The following is a 17,374-nucleotide window of genomic DNA, read 5'->3' as shown; positions in this document are numbered from 1 at the left end:
TAATGCTCGATCACAATGTACGACTTTTGTAGATCCGATAGCACCAGATGCATTGTCAGAATACCGAATGCTCACAGTCATTCCTTGCCTATTATTTTCAGATGATGTGAATGGTGCTTTGCAAAGCGCATATTAAGAAGAGGAAAATAATAATTATAATATTTCGCACTATGGAACTGGAAACCAGCATACCTGATATTTATATATGATGTTGGAATGTCCTACACAAATAATTACGGAAGCGGATGAAATCGAAAATGCTTATGATTGAAAATTTTTTTACATTGTGATAAAGGAAGAAACAAGAAAACAGGTTGCAAGAACAGAGAACTGTTAAAAGGCTGTTAAAGGGTACCTAGAAGAAATGGTTTATCAGAAACTGTCGACCTCTGATGGCGCAAAAAAATCAGGGACCGACAATGCTTGAATTATCCAAAAACAAGCTTGTAATCGGCGAAGGCATGCGGTAGAACTCGCCAAATCACAGCTTTGGGAGTTGTGGTGCAAGTGGCCTGCAATTTATGCGAAAAAGCGATAGCACCTATAAGATAAAAGAAAATCCCTGAAAAATCAATAAAACCATTGGTTTTTCAGGGGAGGTGGAATTCTTAAACATTAAACAGGAAATGCATCACATCCCCATCCTGCACAACATACTCTTTTCCTTCTGACCGGATCAACCCTTTTTCCTTGGCTGTCGCCAGATTGCCGCCGCACTCAATCAGCTTATCATAGGCAATGGTTTCTGCCCGGATAAAGCCCTTTTCAAAATCCGTATGGATCTTTCCGGCGGCGCCCGGCGCCTTTGTGCCGCGCTTGATGGTCCAGGCCCTTACCTCCGGCTCGCCGGCCGTGAGGAAAGAAATCAGATCCAGCAGGTGATAAGAGGATTTCACCAGCTTATCGAGGCCGGATTCGGCAATTCCCAGTTCTTCCAGGAACATGGTTTTTTCATCGTCATCCAGTTCGGAGATTTCAGCTTCAATCTTCGCACAGATCATGACCGTATCGGAGCCTTCTGTTTCCGCAAAACCGCGGACTGCTTTCACATATTCGTTTTCATCGCCTGAACCAGCTTCGTCCTCTGCGACATTGGCCGCATAGATGATCGGCTTGTAGGAGAGAAGATCGAGGCTTTTCACAAATTCAGCCTCATCCTCAGTCAACTCCATGGCACGAGCCGACTTGCCGCTGCTGAGAAACTCGTGGATTTTTTTCAGAAGATCCAGCTCTTTCTGCAGGGTTTTATCGCCCTTCAGGTTTTTGGTCGTTTTTTGGATCCGTCTTTCCAGAACCTCCATATCCGAAAGAATCAGCTCCAGATTTATGGTTTCAATATCAGAAAGGGGATCAATCTGCCCATCCACATGGACCACGTTAGGGTCCTCAAAGCAGCGGACTACATGGACGATGGCTTCCACTTCCCGAATGTGGCCCAGAAATTTGTTCCCCAGACCTTCCCCTTTGGAAGCGCCTTTTACCAGGCCCGCGATATCGTAAAATTCAATGGTGGTATAAACTGTTTTTTTAGAATGATACATTTCATGGAGCACCTTGAGCCGCTCGTCGGGAACAGTGACAACGCCAACGTTGGGCTCAATGGTACAAAAGGGATAATTGGCCGCTTCCGCACCGGCCTTGGTGATTGCGTTGAATAAGGTACTTTTGCCTACATTGGGAAGACCCACGATTCCTAGTTTCATTTATTTTTACATCTCCTTTATTTGTTTTCCAAATTGATCTGCGCCATGTTTACATCTTTTCGTATCTCAGAAATAGCTTGACGCAAGTGTAAATTATAGCACAAAGACCCCGTTTTTTCAATCTTATCCGGCAAATATCCTGCCTTCATGACACTGTGGTAATACTGCAATTGGCGGCAGACGTTCAGCAAATTCACCTTATAAAATACTGATTCGAATCATACCTAAAACCAATAGATGCAGAGGATAGAAGAGGTAGAAGAACCATTTTGAAAATTTCCGGCCTTTCTCCATTCGCTTGCCGTTGTAAAAATAGATAATCACAATTCCGGCAAGGGCTATTCCCACCATGCTGGTCAATGAATAAAAAATATTGATACGAATGGGAAACATGCCGATGCCATTTACAAATGTGAAAAGTCCAAATAAAAGTGTTGAAAGGATAAAAGCAGTCTTTGTTTTATCTTCTGAGCCATCGGCCCACAGGAACAACAGGGTAAATATGGGAGCCAGTAATAACCAATCGGAAATTAAGGAAAGCAGCATCAAACCGATAATAGCAAGAACTTTCAGCAATGTGTTCGATATTTTCTCGCAGCAAAGTAAAAGCACAAAACAGATCAGCAGCGTAAATATCATATTCAAACCGCAAAACTGCAAAAGCCCGTTTCCTGTAAAAGCCAGGCAATATGGGAATTCCGAAAATGCTGCAAATATTGCCAATCGTATTGCATATTTCTTTTTTGAGTGTGTGTAAGAAAAGCCTTCGACAAGAAAATAACACATGACAATGGCTGTGAAATATCCAATGTCGAGAAAAATTTCTGAGAGCACACTGCCAGGTTCCATAAAGATGTATGAGATATGGTTCAGGAGCATGGTAAACATGGCAATATACTTTATCACATCTCGATTTAATGGTTTCGTCTGCACGTTCAGTTCCTTTGTTTTTTCTTTTTCCAGTGATGATATAGAATGACGTAAATAGCTATAAATACGATAATAACAGACAGACTGAGAACCTGAGCCTGCTTGAAAGGCCCGATCATCAACGAGTCAGTACGCAGTGCTTCCACAAAAAAGCGCTCCGCCGAATAGAGGATTCCATAAAGCAGAAAAACCTGTCCTTCGAATTGCCGGCGGTTATCAATATAGATGAGGACAAAGAACAAAATCAAACACCAGATTGATTCATATAAAAAGGTAGGGTGATAGGTTTGCCCGTTTACCGTAACCGCCCAAGGAAGGTCGGTGGGGCCGCCGTGAGCTTCCGAGTTGGTATAATTCCCCCAGCGTCCAATGGCCTGTGCCAGAGCAACCGAAGGAATTGCCAGATCGAGAACGTTCAGCGGGCGGATTTTCCAAACAAAACATAGGATGGCCGCAGCGCCCAGCCCGAAAATCAAACCGCCGTGAATGGCCAACCCTCCCAGCCTAAAATTTATGATTTTCAAAAAATCTCCGCTATATTGTTCCCAATTGAAAAAAACGTAGTAAAGACGCGCGCCGATGACACCTGCCGGAACACAAATTAGAACAAAATCGAGAATTTTTTCGGATTCCAGACCGTGGCGCGGAGCACGCTTATAAGTGATGATGGTGGCGAGCACCATTCCTGCTGCGATTAGGATACCATACCACATGACGTCAATGCCAAAGAGGGTAAAGGCAACTGGATTGGGTACGGGCATATAAGTCACCTGAATTTAACCTTTCTTTTCATAAATTTTTAGCAGATTCAAAATAAATCTGCGGGAGATCGGCGGCTGGCGCCGCAAGCCGCATGGGGCTGCTGGAAATAAACAATGGACACAGTCTGTCTATGTGAAAGAAAAGATGCGAACCGAAGCACCACATCTTTTAATAATACGATACATTTAAGATGACTGCAAAGCATGCTTTATGCGTCAGGCATTTCTTTGGCCAGCAGCATCAACGCATTACCACCGATTATGTAAACGTCGTATAGCTTCTCCGTATCTGGATCGGAAAAGTCTTCCGATTTTGCATCCTTTTGGACCTTCTCGATAAAGGCGCCCAGCTCCATGACTTCCGGGCCTTTTTTCTTATCCTTAATATAAGTAACTCGCGCTTCAGAGTCAAGCGGCACAGTCGTTGACAGATTCTTGTCAGCAACATAGTAGCCGTCTTTATCATATGAACTTTCTACAATAACCATGCTTTCTACGGTTAATGCGTACTTACCGTCTTTTTCTTCCTTGATTCGGATCGCTCCCAGTTCTTTTTCGCCGCCGTCGCGCAGGATCTGATCGGCATATTCGCCGGATAAATATTCTACCGTAATCTCCGGCTCCTCTAATATATCACCATTCTTTTCCTGGCCGCACCCGGTCAGGAAAGCCAAAGCTACGACAGAAACCAGAAAAAGTATTCCTGCGAACTTCTTTCGTCTCATTTCTTCCTCCCAATATTAAATCCTGATAATCTAATCCGCAAGCTATGTCGCAGCGGATTTCAAAGAACGCTACCGTGCGGCAACGCCGTAAAAACCACTGCGTTCATTATAATCCGCAAGCTATGTCGCAGCGGATTTCAAAGAACGCTACCGTGCGGCAACGCCGTAAAAACTACTGCGTTCATTATACTATCTTGTCTACATTATAACAAGTAAATTCCAACGTGTTTGCGAGAAATTTGCTGTTAAAAGCAAAATAGTTCTGTTAAAATAGCCTTATGAAATATTTAAAGATATGTAATGGAACATTTATAGACCGTCCCAACCGCTTTATTGCCAGAGTGGAAATCCAAGGAAACGAGGAAAAAGCCCATGTGAAAAATACCGGCCGTTTGAAGGAGCTACTGGTTCCCGGTGCTTCTGTTATCCTGGAAGATTTTCAGGGCCGGATGGGGACGCGCAAAATGCGCTATTCTCTCATTGGCGTGGAAAAAAACGGAATACCTATCAATATAGACTCCCAGGCTCCAAACCTGGTGGTAAAGGAGGCCTTAACGGCGAGGACGCTAAAACTTCCTCAGATGGAAATGTTAACCTTGATCAAAGGGGAAAAAGTTTACGGCGATTCCAGGCTGGATTTTTATGTGGAGGATGAAAGCGGGAAGAAAGGCTTTCTTGAGGTCAAAGGAGTGACTTTGGAAGATGAGGGGATCGCCAGATTTCCAGATGCTCCGACTCTGCGTGGCATCAAGCATATGGAAGAGCTGATTCGAGCTAAAAGGGCGGGGTATGCTGCCTATATTCTGTTCGTCATTCAGATGAAGGGAATTACGTGCTTTATGCCTAATGTTCAGACGCATCCTCAATTCGGCGAAACTCTGAGAAAGGCAGAAAAAGAAGGCGTGCAGCTGATGGCACGTGACTGTATCGTATCTGGTGATGGGTTGCTGCTGGATGCTCCGGTGCCAATTCGATTGAAATAATTATTAACAGTCTGGCGGCGATGATCTCGAATGCCCGAACACATTCCACTGAGGGAATATCTGTATTGGCGTGGCCCCCGATTAACGGACGCGAACGTATGTAAATCTCACCAGATTTCCTTATGGACTGCTAACCATAGCAGCCATTATGCAGCAGGTGGCTCTTTCGCCGGCGATTCTTTGTATACTTCTGCTGGCGTCTTGTAGCCATTTGTTGTATGTGGCCTCCTTGTATTGTAGTATCCCCAGATGTACTCATATAAGTCCTGGGTGGCCTCCTGCCGCATTTTGTATAAGCCTTCGATCCATTCCACTTTCATTCTCCCCCAAAAGCTCTCAATCGGTGCATTGTCCCAACAATTCCCGGTCCGACTCATGCTTCCGACCAGCCCATATTCGTTCATTTTCTCGATATACTCGATGGATGCATAGGTGGAACCCCGGTCTGAATGAAGGATGCACCCCTCAGTTTCTCTTTCCCGGCCCGCAACTAAGCCGCCCACGCCCGCCGGCCCCCTGAATCTCCCTTCTCTCGACCCCTCCCGCCTGAAAGCCCGAAACTCCGGAATCCTGCAATTCCGCAGCCCGCCGCCCCTGCATATAACCCAACCGCACGCGCCGGAAACCCCAAATTTCACCGTTTACCGATCCTGCAGATACCCAAGAATCCCTGACAAAACTCCAACCCCTCCCAGACGCAAAACCCCTTGAGCGTCAACTCCGCGTGCCCCAAGAATCCCCGATTCTGGCCGGCATGCCTTTTATTTTTGTGCAAAAATCAAGGTGATTATTGAAATTTCAACGGAAATTCTAACAAGACCCCGGCGGTGCTCCCTAGGGGCATTCCCACATATGGCAAGTTTTAAAATTATCAAATACAAGATATTGTGGTTGACAGTAATTTGTCCATAAATTGAATATTAGCCGGGGCAAAAAGTGGGGCAAAAAAGATGCAAAATGGTGGAAAGTGGTTGCGAGGTGGTGGAATGTGGAGTAAAATGGTTTCATCCTAACATAGGAGGAGTATCCGATGCTGGTAGGCAAATATCAAAACTCCATAGACGCCAAAGGTAGAATGATTGTGCCTGCCAAGTTTCGTGACGAGTTGGGACAAAAGTGCATTGTCAGCAAGGCAATCGACAAATGTCTCGAAATCCATCCTATGAGTGAGTGGGAAAGGTTTATGGAAAAGCTAAGCAAGCTGCCTACTGCCGATCCAAAGGCCAGGCAGCTGGCTAGGCATTTCTATGCGAGTGCGGTTGAAGGTGAGATCGACAAACAGGGGAGGCTGACCCTTCCGCAGGAGCTGCGGGAATATGCCAATATCGGAAAAGATCTGGTCACAGTGGGATCTTACGAGAAAATAGAGGTATGGAGTAAAGAAGAATGGGACAGCAGCGAAAACACCAAGGAGATGGATCCAAGCCAGCTTGCGGAAAGTATGATGAATTATGATTTTTAAACATACTTCAGTTTTGTATGATGCGTGCATGGAACATTTGAATATTGACCCAAAGGGAATTTACGTGGACGGCACCTTAGGGGGAGGCGGACATGCCAGCGGTATATGCGGGGCACTTTCCGCTGAGGGGACCCTTATTGGAATCGACCGGGACAGCGACGCCCTGCGGGCAGCTGAGGAACGTCTGGCACCGTATAGCTGTAAAAAGCTTTTTGTACAAAGCAACTATGCGGACATCAAAGACGTGCTTGATCAATTGGGGATTAACGAAATAAATGGCGCACTCTTGGATTTGGGAGTATCTTCCTTCCAGCTGGATAACCAGGAACGGGGATTTTCCTATATGAAGGATGCGCCGCTGGACATGCGTATGAGCCAGGATGATTCCTTCAGCGCTTATCAAGTGATCAATACGTATAAAGAAAAAGAACTGACGGAAGTCATAAAGAAATATGGGGAAGAAAAATGGGCTTCCAGAATCAGCAGGTTCATAGCGGACAGCAGGCGGGAAAAGCCGATCGAAACAACAGGGGAGTTAGTGGAGATCATAAAGGCCGCGATTCCCGCTTCTGCAAGACGCAGCGGACCGCATCCCGCAAAACGAACGTTCCAGGCGATTCGCATTGAAGTCAATGACGAGCTGGGACAGCTTGCACGGGCTGTAAGCGAATTCTGCGATGTGCTGGCCGATCAGGGACGGCTGTGCATCATAACCTTCCATTCACTGGAGGATAGAATTGTAAAAGACATATTCAACAAGAGAGCGAATCCATGTACATGTCCTAAGGAATTCCCCGTATGCATATGCGGGAAAAAAGCAGACATCAAAAAGGTGACGGGAAAACCAATTGTTCCCACAGATGAGGAACTGGAAAAAAATCCAAGAGCGCGGAGCGCAAAATTACGGGTGATTGAAAAAAAGAGGTAAGAGATGATAGCAGCAGAAAAATGGTATGAATACCAGGAAAACTACCAAAAGTATGGTTTCGATATGAAACCCAAGCAGCCGAGAAAAAAGGTAAAAAAGAATAAGAACCGGGTTACCGCAAAGGATAAGGTACGTCTTATGGCTCTTACCGTTGTTGTCGGCGTTGTTTGCATTGGTCTGATTATTACCACAGCCTTTGCTGCCTCCATCAAATACAGTACCAACCGTATTATCGAAGAAAATAACGCTCTGGAAGCAGAAATTGAAAACCTGAACGTCAAAATTTACAGTTCCAACAACATTGAAGCGATCGAACAAAAAGCAATGAAAGAACTGGGTATGACTTATCCGTCATCCAACCAGATCGTATATCTGTCGAAAGGCGAAAAACCGGACAAGGGGTTCGCGGCGACCTTAAAGGAACAGGCATATAATTGATCCTTCAAAAATATACTATCATATCCGCCGATGGATGCAGCACAGTCTTTTATACTGAAAGCGTATAGTCCGGGGTGCAAAGTAAGCTGGGCGGCGGATATGCCGGAGCCGGGCCGATCATAGATCAGACAGCGGCATATGTTGGAAAATAATTGCATAAGAGAAAAGAATACCAGACAACTGAATCAAAGGCGTAAGGATGTCTGGCTTCTTTTATAGTATGAGGCATATTAATAGGGGAGGAATATGACAAAACCACTGAACAAGAGTAAAAAACGGATAATCATCGCATTTGCCATTATGTACGGGGTATGTATGCTCCTGTGTTTTCGGGTGGGATGGATCCAGGTGGTGAAGGGGGCCGAATATTCTAAAATGGCAATCGAGCAGCAGACCCGGGACGTACCCATCGCCGCCAAAAGAGGCGTCATTTACGATACAAACCGAAAAGAGCTGGCTGTCAGCGCCACTTGTTACTCTGTATGGGCAAGACCAGCCAATGTGAGAAGCGGTAAGACAAAAGCAGAAAAGGATTCCAACCAGCAAAAAACAGTAAGCACACTAAACCAGATTCTGGGAAAAGATGAGAAAGAAATCGAAAAACTGGTAACAAAGAAACAAGCGCTGGTAAAGGTCGATAAATATTTGGATAAAGAGACGGCAGACAAAATCAGAAAAGCGGAGCTGCCGGGCATTGAAATTGCAGAAGATGTCAAACGTTATTATCCGTTGGGAGCCTTTTTGTCCCACACCCTGGGCAGCGTTACCGATGACAATGCCGGATTGTCCGGCCTGGAGCTCCAGTATAATCAATACCTGTCGGGCATATCCGGAAGGTGGATCAAAAATACGGATATTACTGGAAACAGCCTTTCCTACGGGGAAGAAAAATACTATCAGGCTGAAGATGGGCTGGGCCTGGTGCTGACCATTGATGAGACGATCCAGCACTATGTGGAAAAATCGTTGAAGACCGTTCAAAAGAACACAAAAGCTGATCGAGTCATGTGTATCATGATGGCGCCCAAGACCGGCGATATTTTGGCTTTGGCCCAGGTGCCTGAGTTTGATCCCAACGATTCAAAAACACCGCTCGACAAGGAAGAAAAAGCAAAGCTGGACAAAATGCCGGACAGCAAAAAGATGGAGTACTGGAATTCTATGTGGAGAAATTCTTTGATCAGTGATGTTTATGAACCGGGCTCTACCTTTAAACTGCTGACCACATCGATGGCTTTGGAAGAAGGAAAAACGAAGATCAGTGAACATTTTACTTGTACCGGCTCCGTCAATGTAGCGGGGACAAAATTAAGCTGCTGGCGTTCTTATAATCCCCACGGTAATCAGACCTTGGAAGAGGCTGTCGGAAATTCCTGCAACCCGGTATTCGTAAAGCTGGCCCAGAGGATGGGTATCACAAAATTTTACAACTATTTGGAGACCTTTGGTATTTCCAATAAAACCGGAATCGACTTTCCGGGTGAAGGAAACTCCATTCTTCAAAATAAAGATACGGCCGGTCCTGTCGGCCTGGCTACAATGGGCTACGGACAGGGCGTGGCAGTTACACCGATTCAGCTGATCACGGCCATTTCCTCCATCGGAAATGAAGGGAAGCTGATGCAGCCAAGACTGGTAAAAGCGCTGGTTGACGAAGACGGAAATACCGTGAAGGAGTTTGACACCAAGGTGGTCAGGCAGACTGTTTCTCAAAAAACCGCTGAAGAAATGTGCGGGATCATGGAATATGTTGTTGCAAAAGGCGGAGCAGGTACAGCAAAAGTAGACGGCTATAAAGTAGGCGGCAAGACCGGTACTGCCAATAAGGCTAAAAACGGAGGATACAGCGAACAAACATTTTCTTCCTTTATCGGTATGGCGCCGATGAACGATCCTCAGGTTGCTGTTCTGGTAATCGTGGATAATCCGAAAGGCGTTAAATTTGGCAGCCAGACGGCAGCACCAGGAGCAAAGCTGATCCTGGAAGATACCCTTCGCTATCTGGACCTGCAGCCGAAACTAACAAAAGAAGAAAAGGAAGAGCTGAATAAGAGCCAGGTCACAGTTCCCGACCTGGTGGGCGAGGGCCTGGAAGAGGCCATCGGCATTCTCGGCGGGCTCTCTTTGAAATACGAAGCTTCCGGAGGAACCCAGGATGAAGATTTCATCATCAAGGACCAGTATCCGAAAGCAGGAGCAAAAATTGAGAAAGAGGGAACAGTATATTTATATAGGAAGTGATGAATAAAGTGATCGAGGTTTTCGGAATTACCGGAACCAATGGTAAAACTACTGCATCCTGCATGCTTAGGAAGATACTTGAAGAAGAAGGAAAAGTGTGTGCTCTCATCGGCACCATCGAACACCAGATTGGCAATAAACGCTATGTGCCGATCAATACGACACCGGGTAAGGAATTGCTGAAAGAATTATTCGGCGAGATATCCCGGCAGAAGATCAAAGACTGTGTGATGGAAGTTTCCTCCCATGGCATCGACCAGGGGCGGATCGCCGATATTCGCATTGCTTACGGCGGTTTTACCAACCTGAGTCAGGATCATTTGGACTATCATAAGACCATGGAGAACTACTATCAGGTAAAAAAACGCCTTTTTCTGCAATGTGAAAAGGGCGCCTGTATCAATCTGGATGACCGCTATGGCAAAAGACTTTTTAAAGAACTCCATGAGGAGGTTGACATCCCGGATATAAAGGGATATTCTCTTAAAGATGTAAATGCGGACTTTTACGGTCAGATTACAGAAGAAAAATTGACCGGCAGCATGTTTTCCTTTTACGAAAAGGGGCACTGCTTGGGGGACCTGAAGACCAAAGTGCCGGGAAGACATTTTGTTTATAACGCCATGCTGGCGGCGGCCATGGCTCGGCAAGCCGGGATTAGCTTTTCTGCCATCAAGCAGGGCCTTCGCCAACTGGAGAAAGTGCCGGGCAGAATGGAACTGATCGGCGATGAGGCTGATACCTTGGGTGTAGTCGATTATGCCCACACGCCTGATGGTTTGGAAAAATTGCTGTCCACCCTGGCCTTGTTCAAACGGGGCAGACTGATCTGCGTCTTTGGCTGCGGCGGCTTTCGAGACAAAGGAAAACGGCCGCTTATGGGCGAGATTGCCGGCAATTACAGCGACTATTGCGTCATAACCAACGATAATCCAAGAGGCGAGCCGCCGGAGAATATCTGTCAGTCCATTGAAGAAGGACTGTATCCGACAGGATGCGACTACTGCATTCTGCTGGATCGATATCAAGCGATAAAAAGGGCCGTTTCTCTTGCTACAAAATGGGATATAATAGTGGTAGCCGGAAAAGGCCATGAAACCTATCAACTCAGCGGCGACGAAAAACTGCCTTTTGACGACAGGAAAGTTTTAAAGGAACTTTTGGAGAATAAATATGAAAAAACTTACAATGAAACAGATTGAGGAAGGTACCGGCGGCAGACAAATACAGGGAACCAGCCAGGCTGTTGTAGGCGAAATCTGCACTGATTCAAGGAGGGCAAAAGCGGGTGACCTCTTTTTTGCCCTGATCGGGGATCGTCATGATGCCCACAAGTATCTTGGACAGGTGATCCAGGCAGGATGTACCGACCTATTGATCTGCGACCAAGCGGCTCTAGAAGAGACGGAAGGCGGCGATCAGGTCAATGCCATATTAGTGGAAGATACAACTAAAGCTCTGCAAAATTTAGCATCCTATTATTTGAACCTGTTAAATCTAAAAAAGATTGCTGTCACAGGGAGTACGGGCAAAACTTCCACCCGGGATATGATCTGGTATGTATGTCAAGAAAAGTACAAAGCTCAGAAAAATGTCGGCAATCTGAACAATCATTTGGGCGTGCCGCTGACCATTCTTTCCTTTGAAGAGGATACCCAGGTGGGGATTCTGGAAATGGGAATGGATAAACTGGGCGAAATCGACCTGCTGGCGCAGATCGCAAGGCCCGATATCGGAATCATTACTAATATCGGTTTGGCCCATATCGAAAATTTAGGCAGTCAGGAAGGGATCTTCCAGGCAAAAATGGAACTGACCAATTATTTTGGTGAAGAGAACACGCTCATTGTCCATCAGGACGATGAATTTCTTAACAAGGAGCGGATACAAGGATCTTACCGGCTGGTTACTACCGGATTTGACGGAAAAAGTGATTATATTATTTCACGTATTGACGATTTCGGTGCGGAAGGTATACAATTTACGCTGGAACATCAGGGCAGGACCCAGAGATTTTCTCTGCCCGTGCCTGGTCGGCACAATGCCTTTAACGGTGCGCTGGCTGTGGCGGCCGGAGCTGAGCTGGGGATCACCATGGAGGAAGCGGCCAGAGGCCTTGCCAAGGTGCAGCTGACGGATAAACGGCTGACGGTACGGGGAAAGAACGGCATCAAAGTTATCGATGATACCTACAACGCCAGCCCGGACTCCATGAAAGGCGCCGTCGATGTTCTAATGCATACGAGAGGACTGCGGAGTGTGGCAATTCTGGGCGACATGTACGAACTGGGTGAGACCAGCAGAGAGCAGCACAGCCTTGTGGGAAACTATGCGGCTGAAAAAGGCGTGCAGCTTTTGGTTACCGTGGGCAAGGACGCCCGCTATATTGCCGAGGGAGCGAAAAAAGCGGGGATGAAGCAAGTGCGCTATTTTCCGGATAAAAAAGCATTTCTGAAAGAGATTGATTCAATCGTTGATAAAGGCGATGTCATACTGGTAAAAGGTTCTCGGGGCATGGAAATGGAAGAAATCGTAAAAAATATTATGGAGTAGTAGGAGTAGTTATGAATTATGTTACCATTGGTATAATAGCAATCTTAGCATTTTTAGCATCGGTTATATTTACTTCCCTGGAAATTCCCATTCTGAGGCGAAAGCAGGCGGGTCAGAACATACGGGAAGAAGGACCCAAATCGCATTACGCGAAAGCGGGAACTCCAAGCATGGGCGGCATAGCCATGATTGGAGCAGCCATCATCGGCGCTGCGATCGGCCGTTATTATTCTCCGCAGATGGGAGCGGTAGTCATCGTTTTCGTGCTCTTCGGCGCGATCGGCTTTTTCGACGATTATCTGAAGGTGGTTAAAAAGAACAATCTGGGCCTTCGAGCATATCAGAAATTCGGCCTGCAAATTATTATTTCCGTGGCTTTTGCGGTCTATATGGCGATGTTTTCCGGAGACGGGACATCCGTATGGATTCCCTTTGTCAATATTAATGTGGATTTTGGAATCTGGTATATTCCGTTTATTGCTTTTGTGCTGCTGGCTATGACTAATGCGGTGAATCTGACCGACGGACTGGACGGGTTGGCTACGGGTGTAACGGCGCTGGTATCTCTTTTCTTCGCCATTGCGGCTGTGACATACGGAGCCAGTTCCGGCGCCGGCGTCTTCTGCTCCGCGCTGACAGGAGCTTGTTTGGGATTCCTTGTCTATAATAAGAATCCAGCGAAAGTGTTCATGGGGGATACTGGTTCTCTGGCTCTGGGCGGCGGACTGGCGGCAGCGGCCATTGTTATGCATTTTGAATTGCTGCTTCCCATCGCAGGATTCGTATATGTTATGGAAGCATTGTCAGTTATCATTCAGGTGGTCAGCTTCAAACTGACCGGCAAACGGGTATTCAAAATGGCCCCGCTTCATCATCACTTTGAGCTGAGCGGTCTGAAGGAAAAGCAGGTAGTCGGCATCTTTTGGGGAGCAGCGCTGATTTTCTGCATCATCGGACTGGGAATTTTATAGAGGTAGAGTTATGAGAACGAATTTAGATAATATCAGGAACAAAAACGTATTAGTAATCGGATTGGGAAGATCAGGAAAAGCAGCCGTACAGGCAGCGCTCAAGCTGGGGGCAAAGGTCTACGTACAAGATTCAAAGTGCGTGGAAGAGGTAGACCCTCAGCTTCTGGCTTTTCTGGAGGGAAGAGCTGTTACTTGCTGCTTTGGGCAGAATCCGGAAGATATGAGCATTTTTGATATGTTGATCCTAAGTCCGGGAGTTTCGCCTGAACTGGACTTTATCCGGGAAGCAAGGGACAAGGGCGCTGAAATTATCGGTGAACTGGAAATCGCCTATCGGATCGGTCACGGAAACTATATTGCCATCACCGGCACCAATGGAAAAACAACGACAACCACACTGGTGGGAGAAATCTTTGAAAAGGCTAAGAAAAAGACTTATGTGGTGGGAAATATCGGTGTCGCCGTTATTTCAAAGGCCTTAACCGCAGAAGAAAACTCCTGGTTAGTTACAGAAACCAGCAGCTTTCAGCTGGAAACAACCAGATATTTCAAACCGGTGGTTTCTGCGATCCTCAACCTGACGCCGGACCATATGGACCGCCATAAGACCATGGAGAATTACGGAAATGCAAAGGCGAAAATTTTCGAAAATCAGGATGAAAGTCAGCATTTGGTAATAAACTATGATGATAAAGCTTGTTTTGCGCTGGCAGAGCATTGCAAGGCCAAGGTGGTTCCTTTCAGCAGGATGGAGAAGTTGGATTTCGGCGCCTTTGTAGAGGATGGAAGAATTGTTATTCGGGATGAAGACGGCCAGGTTCATCCGTTTTGCAGAACAGATGAACTGATCATTCCAGGGAGTCATAATCTGGAAAATGCCCTTGCGGCGGCTGCCATCGCATATTTTGCAGGGATTGAACCGGATGTGATCACCCAGGGTTTAAAGGAATTCCAAGGTGTGGAGCATCGGATCGAATACTGCGGACAGGTTGACGGAGTGCGCTTTGTCAATGATTCCAAAGGAACCAATCCGGATGCTTCCATAAAAGCTGTAGAGGCCATAGACGGCGGAATTGTCCTTATTGCAGGCGGTTATGATAAAGGGTCGTCTTATGAGGAATTGATCAAGGCTTTCAACGGAAAGGTAAAACATATGGTCCTGCTGGGAAAGACAGCGGAAAAGATCAAAGAAACTGGAGAAAAACTCGGGTTCACAAGTTCGATCATTGTAAAGGACATGGAAGAGTGTGTGAAGGAAGGCTTCCGGCTGGCGGAGCCGGGCGATACGGTCCTTCTTTCTCCTGCGTGCGCCAGCTGGGATATGTACACCAGCTTTGAACAAAGGGGCGAACACTTTAAAAACTGTGTCGCAAGACTGGAAAAATAAAGGAGCCGGGTAGTTTGGAGAGGTCAATGAGTAGGAAAAGCAAAAATTTAAGATCAGGGGATTTTTTGTTGGTGATCCTGACGCTGGGACTGGTGGTCTTTGGGGTGATCATGGTTTTCAGCGCCAGCTATTATCAATCGATCAACGAGTCTAAGAACGGTACGCCCTATAACTATCTCATTAAAGATGTGATTTGGGCAGTGCTGGGATTCGGCCTGATGATTTTCACGGCTGTTTTTGATTATCGTCATTATAAAAAAATTGCGCTGCCGGCATTAGCGGTCAGTTTCATCCTTTTGGTACTGCTGCTGATTCCCGGAGTGGGACAGACGACCAATGGAGCAACCAGATGGCTGGGAGTAGGAAGCTTTACCATCATGCCCGGCGAGATTGCCAAGATTGCGCTGATCATCTTTGTGGCGTGGTTTCTCAGCGAAAAACCCCAGAGGATTAGGTCATTCACTAGGGGCATTCTGCCGTTGTTTCTTATCTGTGGTGTTTATGGAGGATTGATTTTAAAGCAGCCCAACATGTCCACAGCGATCACAGTGGTGGCGATTGTGGTCCTTATGATGTTTGTGGCTGGGTTGAGCTGGTTTTATTGTATTGGTCTGGTGGGAGCCGGTGCGCTGGGTGTTGCCGGAATCATCATCGCCAATCCCGACAGTCATTGGGCCCAGCGAATTACCAGTTTTATGGATCCCTTTGCCGACCCTCTGGGGGACGGCTTCCAGGTTGTTCAATCCCTGATGGCCTTGGGATCGGGCGGACTTTTCGGCGTCGGTCTGGGAAAAAGCATTCAAAAGAATCTCTACCTGCCGGAGCCGCAGAACGACTTTATCTTAGCCATTATCGGAGAAGAGCTGGGATTCATTGGAATTATTCTGCTGCTGATCGCTTATGCGGTGCTGATTTGGCGGGGAATCCATATCGCTGTCAATGCGCCCGATCAGTTTGCGACCCTGCTGGCAGCCGGCATTACCATCATGGTTGCCATTCAGGTAATTTTAAATATTGCAGTTGTTACTTCGTCCATGCCGCCTACCGGCATCACACTGCCTTTTGTCAGCTACGGAGGTAATGCGCTGATGCTGTTTATGGGAGCGATGGGAATTCTTTTAAATATTTCACGGCATACGGCAGAGGTAAAATAGGAGCAAAGATCAATGAAAGTAATTATGACAGGCGGCGGCACCGGCGGACATATTTATCCGGCCATCGCCATTGCAGACAAACTTAAAGAACGTTATCCGGGCAGCCAAATTCTCTTTGTCGGTACGGAGCACGGTTTGGAAAAGAAGATCGTACCGGAAAACGGTTATCCGATCGAATTCATTACCGTGGCGGGATTCAACCGGAAAAATCCGCTGAAAAACATCGAAGTTATGAAAAAGCTCAGCAAGGGCAGCAAGCAGGCCAAGCAGCTGATTAAAGCATTCGATCCGGATCTGGTCATTGGAACCGGCGGATATGTATGCGGACCTGTGGTGAGGGCAGCCCATAAAGCAGGGGTTAAAACCTATACCCACGAGCAGAATGCATTTCCGGGCGTAACCAATAAGCTTTTGGAAAAGTACGTTGAAAAAATGTTTTTGGGCTTTCCGGAAGCGCAGAAATATTTTAAACATAGGAAAAAGCATGTCATCTGCGGAAATCCGGTACGAAGCGTCTTCTTCAACGCTGATCGGCGCGCTTCCCGCAGAAAGCTGGGATTTTCTGAAGATGATTTCATTCTGCTGGTCTTCGGCGGCAGCCAGGGTGCAGGCAGAATCAATAAGGCCATGCTCAGTGTGATTGAAGTGCTCAATGGAATGGAGAACGTTCAGGTCTGCATGGCTACCGGGACCAGGTATTACGATGCCATCCTCAATGAATTGCGGGAGGAGCGGGGCGTTAAACTGGCGGATAACATTCATATTTTGGAATATATCAGCAATATGGACGAATATTTATCCGCATCCGATCTGGTGATCAGCAGGAGCGGAGCGTTGACCGTCGCGGAGGTGACGGTTTGCGGCAAAGCGGCGATCTTTATTCCGTCGCCCATCGTTACCGGCAACCACCAGTATTATAATGCCAAAGCGGTCGCTGACCACGGCGGAGCAGTCATTATCGAAGAAAAGGATATGGATAATGAAAAGCTGATCGCCCAGATTATGAAACTGAAAAACGATCCGCAGAAGATCGCGGAAATGTCCCGACGCAGCAAAGAGTGCGCGCCTATGGACGCGGTGGAGATTATTTGCAACAATCTGGATATCCAGTAACTTAAAAGATACCTCCAGCATACTA

The 17,374-nt window shown here is 46.7% G+C and carries 16 protein-coding genes; 11 read left to right on the top strand and 5 right to left on the bottom strand.

Features of this window, described 5'->3' with window-relative positions:
• Nucleotides 1–608: 608 nt before the first annotated feature.
• The 4 genes from ychF to LG211_RS10610 form a co-directional block, all read right to left on the bottom strand.
• Complete coding sequence (gene ychF / locus LG211_RS10625) at nt 609–1,703, bottom strand: redox-regulated ATPase YchF (RefSeq protein ID WP_148396306.1); 1,095 nt, start codon at nt 1,701–1,703, stop codon at nt 609–611.
• A 198-nt stretch (nt 1,704–1,901) separates the two neighbouring features.
• On the bottom strand, nt 1,902–2,582 hold the full coding sequence (locus LG211_RS20140) for a TraX family protein (protein WP_269477558.1): 681 nt from the start codon (nt 2,580–2,582) through the stop codon (nt 1,902–1,904).
• 56 nt (nt 2,583–2,638) lie between these two features.
• Nucleotides 2,639–3,394: a prolipoprotein diacylglyceryl transferase gene (gene lgt, locus LG211_RS10615; RefSeq protein ID WP_148396307.1), complete on the bottom strand. Its 756-nt coding sequence runs from the start codon at nt 3,392–3,394 to the stop codon at nt 2,639–2,641.
• A 209-nt stretch (nt 3,395–3,603) separates the two neighbouring features.
• On the bottom strand, nt 3,604–4,119 hold the full coding sequence (locus LG211_RS10610) for a hypothetical protein (protein WP_148396308.1): 516 nt from the start codon (nt 4,117–4,119) through the stop codon (nt 3,604–3,606).
• A gap of 278 nt (nt 4,120–4,397) precedes the next feature.
• Between LG211_RS10610 and sfsA the strand changes: the two genes are divergently transcribed.
• On the top strand, nt 4,398–5,102 hold the full coding sequence (gene sfsA, locus LG211_RS10605) for a DNA/RNA nuclease SfsA (protein ID WP_269477478.1): 705 nt from the start codon (nt 4,398–4,400) through the stop codon (nt 5,100–5,102).
• A gap of 146 nt (nt 5,103–5,248) precedes the next feature.
• On the opposite strand, the gene LG211_RS10600 is transcribed toward sfsA, so the two are convergent.
• Nucleotides 5,249–5,605, bottom strand: coding sequence for an integrase core domain-containing protein (locus tag LG211_RS10600; RefSeq protein ID WP_417448600.1), 357 nt, complete (start codon nt 5,603–5,605; stop codon nt 5,249–5,251).
• A gap of 527 nt (nt 5,606–6,132) precedes the next feature.
• Here LG211_RS10600 and mraZ point away from each other — a divergent pair.
• The 10 genes from mraZ to murG all read left to right on the top strand — a co-directional run bounded on the left by mraZ (nt 6,133) and on the right by murG (nt 17,349).
• On the top strand, nt 6,133–6,564 hold the full coding sequence (mraZ, locus tag LG211_RS10595) for a division/cell wall cluster transcriptional repressor MraZ (RefSeq protein WP_148396311.1): 432 nt from the start codon (nt 6,133–6,135) through the stop codon (nt 6,562–6,564).
• A complete protein-coding gene (gene rsmH, locus LG211_RS10590) occupies nt 6,554–7,492 on the top strand; it encodes a 16S rRNA (cytosine(1402)-N(4))-methyltransferase RsmH (protein WP_148396312.1) in 939 nt (312 codons plus the stop codon). Before mraZ ends, rsmH begins: the two co-directional genes overlap by 11 nt.
• A gap of 3 nt (nt 7,493–7,495) precedes the next feature.
• Nucleotides 7,496–7,930: a cell division protein FtsL gene (locus LG211_RS10585; protein WP_148396313.1), complete on the top strand. Its 435-nt coding sequence runs from the start codon at nt 7,496–7,498 to the stop codon at nt 7,928–7,930.
• A 246-nt stretch (nt 7,931–8,176) separates the two neighbouring features.
• Nucleotides 8,177–10,171 carry a penicillin-binding transpeptidase domain-containing protein gene (locus LG211_RS10580; protein WP_253019968.1) on the top strand — a complete coding sequence of 665 codons (1,995 nt, stop codon included), beginning with the start codon at nt 8,177–8,179 and terminating at the stop codon, nt 10,169–10,171.
• Nucleotides 10,171–11,373: a UDP-N-acetylmuramoyl-L-alanyl-D-glutamate--2,6-diaminopimelate ligase gene (locus LG211_RS10575; protein WP_269477477.1), complete on the top strand. Its 1,203-nt coding sequence runs from the start codon at nt 10,171–10,173 to the stop codon at nt 11,371–11,373. Before LG211_RS10580 ends, LG211_RS10575 begins: the two co-directional genes overlap by 1 nt.
• Entirely contained in the window at nt 11,345–12,724 is a 1,380-nt protein-coding gene (locus tag LG211_RS10570; RefSeq protein ID WP_148396315.1) for a UDP-N-acetylmuramoyl-tripeptide--D-alanyl-D-alanine ligase, read from the top strand. Before LG211_RS10575 ends, LG211_RS10570 begins: the two co-directional genes overlap by 29 nt.
• 11 nt (nt 12,725–12,735) lie before the next feature.
• Nucleotides 12,736–13,695, top strand: coding sequence for a phospho-N-acetylmuramoyl-pentapeptide-transferase (gene mraY / locus LG211_RS10565; RefSeq protein WP_148396316.1), 960 nt, complete (start codon nt 12,736–12,738; stop codon nt 13,693–13,695).
• A gap of 10 nt (nt 13,696–13,705) precedes the next feature.
• Nucleotides 13,706–15,082: a UDP-N-acetylmuramoyl-L-alanine--D-glutamate ligase gene (murD, locus tag LG211_RS10560; protein WP_253019965.1), complete on the top strand. Its 1,377-nt coding sequence runs from the start codon at nt 13,706–13,708 to the stop codon at nt 15,080–15,082.
• A gap of 26 nt (nt 15,083–15,108) precedes the next feature.
• A complete protein-coding gene (gene ftsW, locus LG211_RS10555) occupies nt 15,109–16,236 on the top strand; it encodes a putative lipid II flippase FtsW (RefSeq protein WP_148396318.1) in 1,128 nt (375 codons plus the stop codon).
• Nucleotides 16,237–16,248: 12 nt separating this feature from the next.
• Nucleotides 16,249–17,349, top strand: a complete 1,101-nt coding sequence (murG, locus tag LG211_RS10550) for an undecaprenyldiphospho-muramoylpentapeptide beta-N-acetylglucosaminyltransferase (RefSeq protein ID WP_148396319.1) — start codon at nt 16,249–16,251, stop codon at nt 17,347–17,349.
• Nucleotides 17,350–17,374: the final 25 nt, after the last annotated feature.

The sequence above is a fragment of the Hominibacterium faecale genome (assembly GCF_020734085.1).
Lineage (GTDB): Bacteria > Bacillota > Clostridia > Peptostreptococcales > Anaerovoracaceae > Hominibacterium > Hominibacterium faecale.
Note: the sequence above shows the minus strand (reverse complement) of the source record. Positions and strands in the feature narration are given on the sequence as shown.